This window comes from Bradyrhizobium sp., assembly GCF_016462955.1.
Classification (GTDB): domain Bacteria; phylum Pseudomonadota; class Alphaproteobacteria; order Rhizobiales; family Xanthobacteraceae; genus Bradyrhizobium.
This window is the reverse complement of record NZ_JAEMSD010000374.1, coordinates 266-6,771: the sequence shown is the minus strand read 5'-3', so window position 1 is coordinate 6,771 and position 6,506 is coordinate 266. Positions and strand designations below refer to the sequence as shown.

Here is a 6,506-nt window from a genome sequence, read left to right as displayed (position 1 = left end):
GTCACCTTGTGGCCGGCCGCGGTCGCGATCGCCTGCAACGCGCCGATCTGGTAGGCGACGAGGTTCTCGATCTCGGACGCCTTGAGCCCTGCGATCGGATGCCGGCCGAAGCCGTGCAGGTCGCGATAGCCGGGATGGGCGCCGACCGAGACGCCGCGCGCTTTCGCCAACTCCACAGTCCGGCGCATGATGTCGGGGTCGCCGGCATGGAAGCCGCAGGCGACGTTGACCGAGCTTGCCAGCTCGATCATCGCGGCATCGTTGCCCATCTCCCACGCGCCAAAACCCTCGCCGAGATCGCAATTCAGATCGACTGTCTTCATGGGTGCTCTCCGCCTCTGGTCTTGTTGTCGCTTACGGCTCCGCCGTGACCTGCCACGTCCCGGCATCGACCGCGCTGACCGCATAGCCCGCCACGTTAGCATCGCTGAGCGCCGCGATGTTGAGGGCGACGGTGTCGGAGGAGCGCAGGCGATCGGGCAGGCTGCGGATCGCTTGCGCAAACTTCCTCGCCTCGTCCTGCGCTTCGGCCATGCTGACGGCCTTGAAGTGGAACGCGGTGCCCGCCGAAGTCTGGGCAAGGCGGCCGATGTCGGCCGTGATCACGGTTGCGATCTTCGGATAGCCGCCCGAGGTGCCGCGGTCCATCATCAGCGCGATCGGCGCGCCGTTGCCGGGCACCTGGATGCTGCCGTTGACGGTGCCGTCGGAGACGATGTTGTGGCCGTGCAGATGCTTGATCGCGGGACCCTCGAGCCGGTAGCCCATGCGGTCGGAGGTCGCCGAGATCTTCCATTCGCTATCCAGGAACAGGGCCTTGTTGGCCTCGTCGAACTCGTCGTCCTGGGGGCCCAGCAGCACGCGGATCGGGCCGGCCGCAGGCTTGGGCAACTCGATGCGCAGCTCGCTCGCACCGCTTGCAGCATCGACCGTGAATGCATCGCCCGCCTGAAGCGGGCGCGGGTAGGGGCTTCCGAGACCGGCGCGGGCATTCACGGCGAGGCTGCCGAACACAGGCTCGCCCTTGATGGCGCCCTCGATTGCGAGATAGGTGAAGGCGCCGCCGCGGGCAAAGCCCAGCGTCAGCGTCTCGCCGTCCTTCAGCGTGATTGACGTGTCCATCGCGACGGGATGGCCGGCGACGTCTGCATTGCGCGGCGCACCTGCGATACCCAGGCGCACGGCGCCCTCTCGCGCGGTGAAGGAGGCGCCGAACGGGCCAATCTCGATTGCTGCCGCGAACGGCTCGTTGCCGACCAGCGTGTTCGCCGCGGCCAGCGACAGCCGGTCCATCGCGCCGCTCACTGTGAGACCGTAGCGCTGCGCGCCAAGGCGGCCGCCGTCCTGAACCGAGCTGGCAGGGCCGATGCTGGCGACGACGAGCCGGCTCATGCGTCCACCTGCTCGGCGACGATCTCGCCGGCTTCCGCAGCGCGGTCCATCTCCTCGAACGTCTTGTGGTCGATGGCGAAGAACGTCACGCGATCACCGGGTTCGGTGAGGAAGGTCGGATTGCGGTGGAGCTGATAGGTCCTGACCGGCGTGCGGCCGAGCAGGTGCCAGCCGCTCGGCGCGGCGAGACACTGGATCCCGGCCTGGACGCCGCCGATCGAGATGGTGCCTGCCGGCGTCAGCAGCCGCGGCGACTGCCGTCGCGACATGTGCAGGAATTTGTCGAGGCCGCTGAGATAGGACCAGCCCGGCGTGAAGCCGATCATGGCAACCTTGTAGTCGCCGCCCGAATGCCTGGCGACGATATCGTCCGGCGTGGTGCCCAGCGTTTTGGCGACGTCTTCGAGGTCGATGCCGTGCTCGCCGCCATAGGCGACGGGAACACGCCAGCGGCGCGCCTTCGTCGCCGGGCGCAGCGGCTGGCTGGCGAGCGCGAGCAGCTCGTCGCCGAGCGCGTCGAACCCGATCAGGCCGGGATCGTAGTGGACCAGCAGCGAGCGATAGGTCGGCACGGTCTCGGCGATACCCTTGATCGGGCTCGCCGCAAGCGCCTTGTCCAGCGCCAGCACGCGCTGGTTGGCGATGTCATCGATGGTGCGGCTGAACTCGACCGTGACGGCGCTGTCGCCACTGGGCAGAAGGCGGGGCGGGGAAAGCGTCGCGGCCATTGAGCTGTCAGAGCGCTGTCGAATTCGGGCTTCACAGGAGTGCGGCCCCCGGGTGTTCGAGTTCCGCTTCATCTGCTTCGCGTAAATGCGCCCGCAAGTCCAATAAATTAATCCAGGGGCATGTGATAAAGCCTTGTTATCGCGTGGCATAACAGGCTGGCGGCCCTGCGTTATTGCGAGCCTCTTGGCCCTTGACGCAAGGCTGGCGGCTCGCAAGATGCGCGCGTTCTGTCCCGCACCTTGGAGCTCGTTCTCGTCCATGTCGCTGTCCCCCGAAGCCCGCAAGACCCTCGCCGGCATCACCACCGCCACCATCACCACGGTCCTGCTGAAGAAGGGCCTGCGCAATGTGTGGATGCGGGGCGCGCGGCCGCTGCGCCCGGGATTGCCGCGCCTGGTGGGGCCGGCCTTCACGCTGCGCTTCGTGCCGGCGCGCGAGGATCTGGCGACGCCGGAATCCTGGTCCTCGCCGATCTCGACCCGCACCGCGATCGAGGCGATGCCGGAAGGATGCATCGCCGTGGTCGACGCCATGGGCATCACCGATGCCGGCATCTTCGGCGACATCCTCTGTGCGCGCATGGTCAAGCGTGGCGTCACCGCGCTCGTCACCGACGGCGTGGTGCGTGACGTCGAGGGCGTGCTCGGCACCAATCTGCCGGTGTGGTGCGACGGCTATGCCGCGCCGCCTTCCGTTGCGGGCCTGACCTTCGTCGGCTGGGGCGAGCCGATCGGCTGCGGCGGCGTCGCCGTATTCCCGAACGACATCGTGGTCGCCGACCAGGACGGCTGCGTGCTGATCCCGCAGGCAATGCTCGAGCACGTGCTCAACGAGGGCGTCGAGCAGGAGCGGATGGAAGCCTGGATCGTGAACGAGGTGAACAACGGTGCGGCGTTGCCGGGCCTCTATCCCATGAACGCAGAGACCAAGGCGCGCTACGCCGCGAGCAAGAAGTAACAGGAGCGAGGACCCCATGGAGATCACAGTTGCAGGCACGCGGCCGACCCGCCGCGCGCCCAAGGAAAACTTCACCGGCACCGTGTGGCAGGACCCCGTCATCATGGCGCCCGCGCCGGCGCGGCTGAACTGCTCGCGCGTCGCGTTCGAGCCCGGCGCCCGCACCAATTGGCATCATCATCCCCTCGGGCAGACGCTCTACGTCATCTCCGGCGTCGGGCGCGTGCAGACCAAGGGCGGGCCGATCCGCGAGATCCGTCCGGGCGACACCGTCTGGATTCCCCCGGGCGAACTGCACTGGCACGGGGCCTCGCCGACCAACGGCATGTGCCACATCGCCATGCAGGAAGCACTCGACGGCGTCTATTCGACCTGGCTGGAGCCGGTCACGGACGCGGAGTATGGGGCGGCTATCGGCTGACTGACGTGCCCCGGACAAGACGCATCGCTTTTGGCGATGCGTCGCCGAGCCGGGGCCCAAAGTCTTCGTACCAGTGAGAGCACTGGATCCCGGCTCTGCGGCGCAGCGTTACACGCTGCACCGCGTCCGGGACACGGCACCTACATTTTCTCCGCCGTCCAGGTGCCCGTGCACATGGCCCCGCGCCAGGTGCCCGAACCTGAACTGCCGCTGAGCCGGCCGAAGCCGACGGCGCGCTTGATACCGGTGCTCAAGGTGACGTTGATGCTGCCGGCGTCGGCGACGCGGCCGGATGCCGTCACGGCCGCGTTGCTCGAGGCGATCTGGCCGTTGTTGATGCCGATCGCCACCGTGGCGCCGTGGCCGCAGGTTCCGCTCGACGAGGCGATGCGGACATTCCATGTGCCGTCGAAAGTGCTCGTCGCAGCATCAGCCTGCGCGAGCGGGAAGGCGATGGCGATGAGGATGGCGAAGAGACCTTTGGGAAAACCGTTCATGACACGCCCCTGTGGGTGACTATGCGGGGACCATGGCAGCCCTTCGGAACCTGCGATGTGAGGGGGCTCACGCGCGAACCAGGCACTGTGAGGTCGCGCACGTCGCAACGGCAGCGTGGCAAAAACAAAGGGCCCGCGTCGCGGGCCCTTCTTCAATCGGAAGGTCGAAACCGGACCCTAGTTCACCCGCGTCCAGGTTTGGCCGCCGCAGAACATACCGCCGAAGGCGCAGCCCTGCACGCGCAAGCGGTCGGTGCCCTTCATCGCAATGGTCGAATCGTAAGTCGAGCCGGAGTTGGGATCGAGGATACGGCCGGACCATTTCTGGTCCTTGCCGGGCTTCATGTTGATCAGAACCTGCTCGCCGTTCTGGTTCGATTTGGAATCGACCGAATAGCCGCACAGGTTGGTGCCGCATTGCTCGATGCGGACCTTGCCTTCCTTCTCCTCGGTCAGCCAGACGCCGAGCGGTGAATTGAGATCGTGCGTGGCGGCGGGCGGCGGTGCGGGCGCGGCTGCCGCGGCCTTCATGGGAGCGGGGGCAGGAGGCGGAGCGGGCGGCGCCGGCGGAGCCGTCGCGGCGGCAGGCGCGGGCGATGGGGCCGCGGCAGGCGCAGCTTGCTGCTCGACCGGAGCAGGGGCCGGAGGCGGTGCGGGCGGCGGAGCCACGGCGGTTTGGGCGGGCGTATTGGTCGCGGTCGCGGCCGCCGGGGGAGCCGGAGGCGGCGGCGCAGGAGGCGGCGCGACGGCAGCCGCCGCAGGTGCCTGCACGGCTGCGGGCGGCGCGGCAGCGGGAGCTGCTGGCGCCGGAGCAGCCGGCGCCTGCGGGTCGACCGTGGCCTGCTGCGGCGCCTGCTCGTTCTTCTTGGCCTTCTTCGGCTTGCTCTGGCCGGTGTTGTCGTAAACGCCGGGGATCTGCACCGTGCCCCGGTCGGGATCGATGCGGATGGTTCGCCCGCCATATTCGAAGGTGTACTGTGCCTGAGCAGCCGTGCTCGCCAACAGGAATGCGGCCGTGGCCAACAGCTTCCTCATGTCCGTCTCCTGAACAGATGGTCCCCGGACCGACGCTTACGCGCCGGCTCGATCGCAGAAAGTGATCCAGATCACTGTCTGGGTATGAGTCGTCGTCCTGCTGTTCCGGGTTCAATAGGCCCGGAGACGGTCCAAAGTTGGGCGGAGGCAGGGGACAGCAGGAGGCGGCTCAATTCGGGTTCAGGCGAACCTGGAACGGGGATTTCAACTGCTGATGTCGCGTGGCGCCAACAAATATCGCTCCGGTCGAACCGAGCCGTGTAGATCCTCTTGGAGAGCGGCCGTCTTCGATCGAAATTCCGAGCTTGTCATTGTGCAGCCGTTCGACGGCGGTTTTGACCACACGCCGGACGATGGGGAAATCCTGGCATGACGATCTCGTTCTACGAGGCTTCGGTCGGCGTGTTCGTGCCGTACTTGCGCAATCTCTCGATCCTGCTCGACAAGGGCGTCGCCTATGCCGAGGCGCGCAAGTTCAATCCGACCGTTTTGCTCGGCACGCGCCTTGCGCCCGACATGTACGATCTGGCGCAGTAGGTCGGTGAAGCCTGCCGCCACGCCACGGTCGCATCGGCCTTGCTGGCCGATCGCGAGCCGGTCACGATGCCCGCGCTCGAGCACGACATGGCCGGGCTCCAGGCGCGCATCGCGACCTCGATCGCGTTCATCGAAAGCCTGCCGCGCGCCGAGATCGACGCGGCGGCGGAACGGAGTGTCTTATTCAGGTTGAAGAACGGCACCGAGCTGCCCTTCACCGGGCGGACCCTGCTGCTGACGTTCAGCGTCCCGCAATTTTTCTTCCACGTCACCACGGCCTACGACCTCTTGCGGCACGCCGGGGTCGAGCTCGTGAAGAAGGATTTTTTGGGAAGGACGTAGTTGGCTGGGCTCGGTGTCCACCTCTCCCCGGCGGGGAGAGGTCGGACCGGGTGAGGGGCCGCAACATCCAGTCAGACAGTAACCCCTCACCCGGATCGCATCTTCGATGCGCTCCGACCTCTCCCTTCGGGAGAGGGGTGGAAAGGCCTCAGGCAGTAGCCTTATGCTTCGCCCCTGCGCTCGTAATCGGCGAGAGAGCTGCGGCCGGCGATCTCGCTGCGTAGCTCTTCGAAACGACGGTGGGACTCGTCCTCCTGCGCGTCGACGAAACGCACGGCAGCCTCGCTCGTCATCGGGCCGCTGACCACGGGGACGGATTGCTCGCCGATGGTCTCGTGCACGTAGTACTGGCCGTCATCGCCGCGATGGACCGTCCATTTGAGACGGATCGCCACCATGGGACCGGGCCCGACCTTGCTGTAGCCGTCGGCATCCGTGTGTTCCGGCACCAGCGGCTGCTCCTCGACCACTGGATGCTCGTCCTCGACGGCTGGATGCTCCTCGAGAGCGGACTGCTCGTCGACGATTGTCCGCTCGTCGGAAGCACAATGCTCACGCTCTCCGACCACCACGATTTCCGTCTCGGTCTGGCGAAC

At 67.0% G+C, this 6,506-nt stretch carries 8 protein-coding genes and 1 pseudogene; 3 read left to right on the top strand and 6 right to left on the bottom strand.

Annotation, left to right across the window (positions count from 1 at the left end):
• From JHD07_RS28680 to pxpB, 3 genes are all read right to left on the bottom strand, one after another.
• A partial coding sequence (locus tag JHD07_RS28680; protein ID WP_291628296.1) for a LamB/YcsF family protein occupies positions 1–323 on the bottom strand: 323 nt, incomplete at its 3' end.
• Between the two features lie 31 nt (positions 324–354).
• Positions 355–1,392 (bottom strand): biotin-dependent carboxyltransferase family protein, encoded by a 1,038-nt coding sequence (locus JHD07_RS28675; protein WP_291628295.1) that lies wholly within the window; start codon positions 1,390–1,392, stop codon positions 355–357.
• Positions 1,389–2,120 carry a 5-oxoprolinase subunit PxpB gene (gene pxpB, locus JHD07_RS28670; RefSeq protein WP_291628293.1) on the bottom strand — a complete coding sequence of 244 codons (732 nt, stop codon included), beginning with the start codon at positions 2,118–2,120 and terminating at the stop codon, positions 1,389–1,391. Before pxpB ends, JHD07_RS28675 begins: the two co-directional genes overlap by 4 nt.
• A gap of 259 nt (positions 2,121–2,379) precedes the next feature.
• Here pxpB and JHD07_RS28665 point away from each other — a divergent pair, with 259 nt between their 5' ends.
• The gene (locus JHD07_RS28665; protein ID WP_194475873.1) at positions 2,380–3,078 is read left to right on the top strand and encodes a ribonuclease activity regulator RraA; all 699 of its coding nucleotides are present in this window, start codon (positions 2,380–2,382) and stop codon (positions 3,076–3,078) included.
• A gap of 16 nt (positions 3,079–3,094) precedes the next feature.
• Positions 3,095–3,499 (top strand): cupin domain-containing protein, encoded by a 405-nt coding sequence (locus tag JHD07_RS28660; protein WP_291628291.1) that lies wholly within the window; start codon positions 3,095–3,097, stop codon positions 3,497–3,499.
• A gap of 140 nt (positions 3,500–3,639) precedes the next feature.
• Here the strand turns inward: JHD07_RS28660 and JHD07_RS28655 are convergent, their stop codons facing one another.
• Positions 3,640–3,996, bottom strand: a complete 357-nt coding sequence (locus tag JHD07_RS28655) for a hypothetical protein (RefSeq protein ID WP_291628289.1) — start codon at positions 3,994–3,996, stop codon at positions 3,640–3,642.
• A gap of 177 nt (positions 3,997–4,173) precedes the next feature.
• Positions 4,174–5,031 (bottom strand): DUF2147 domain-containing protein, encoded by an 858-nt coding sequence (locus tag JHD07_RS28650; RefSeq protein WP_291628288.1) that lies wholly within the window; start codon positions 5,029–5,031, stop codon positions 4,174–4,176.
• 369 nt (positions 5,032–5,400) lie between these two features.
• On the opposite strand from JHD07_RS28650, the pseudogene JHD07_RS28645 reads away from it, so the two are divergent.
• Positions 5,401–5,910: pseudogene (locus tag JHD07_RS28645) on the top strand (DUF1993 domain-containing protein).
• Positions 5,911–6,071: 161 nt separating this feature from the next.
• Here the strand turns inward: JHD07_RS28645 and JHD07_RS28640 are convergent.
• Positions 6,072–6,506, bottom strand: a 435-nt coding sequence (locus tag JHD07_RS28640; protein WP_291628286.1) for a hypothetical protein, incomplete at its 5' end; no start/stop codon positions are given.

What these genes read in the sequence shown, in the direction of transcription:
- JHD07_RS28675 (WP_291628295.1), bottom strand. Translation starts at nt 1,392, where the DNA reads ATGAGCCGGCTCGTCGTCGCCAGCATCGGCCCTGCCAGCTCGGTTCAG.
- pxpB (WP_291628293.1), bottom strand. Translation starts at nt 2,120, where the DNA reads ATGGCCGCGACGCTTTCCCCGCCCCGCCTTCTGCCCAGTGGCGACAGC.
- JHD07_RS28665 (WP_194475873.1), top strand. Translation starts at nt 2,380, where the DNA reads ATGTCGCTGTCCCCCGAAGCCCGCAAGACCCTCGCCGGCATCACCACC.
- JHD07_RS28660 (WP_291628291.1), top strand. Translation starts at nt 3,095, where the DNA reads ATGGAGATCACAGTTGCAGGCACGCGGCCGACCCGCCGCGCGCCCAAG.
- JHD07_RS28655 (WP_291628289.1), bottom strand. Translation starts at nt 3,996, where the DNA reads ATGAACGGTTTTCCCAAAGGTCTCTTCGCCATCCTCATCGCCATCGCC.
- JHD07_RS28650 (WP_291628288.1), bottom strand. Translation starts at nt 5,031, where the DNA reads ATGAGGAAGCTGTTGGCCACGGCCGCATTCCTGTTGGCGAGCACGGCT.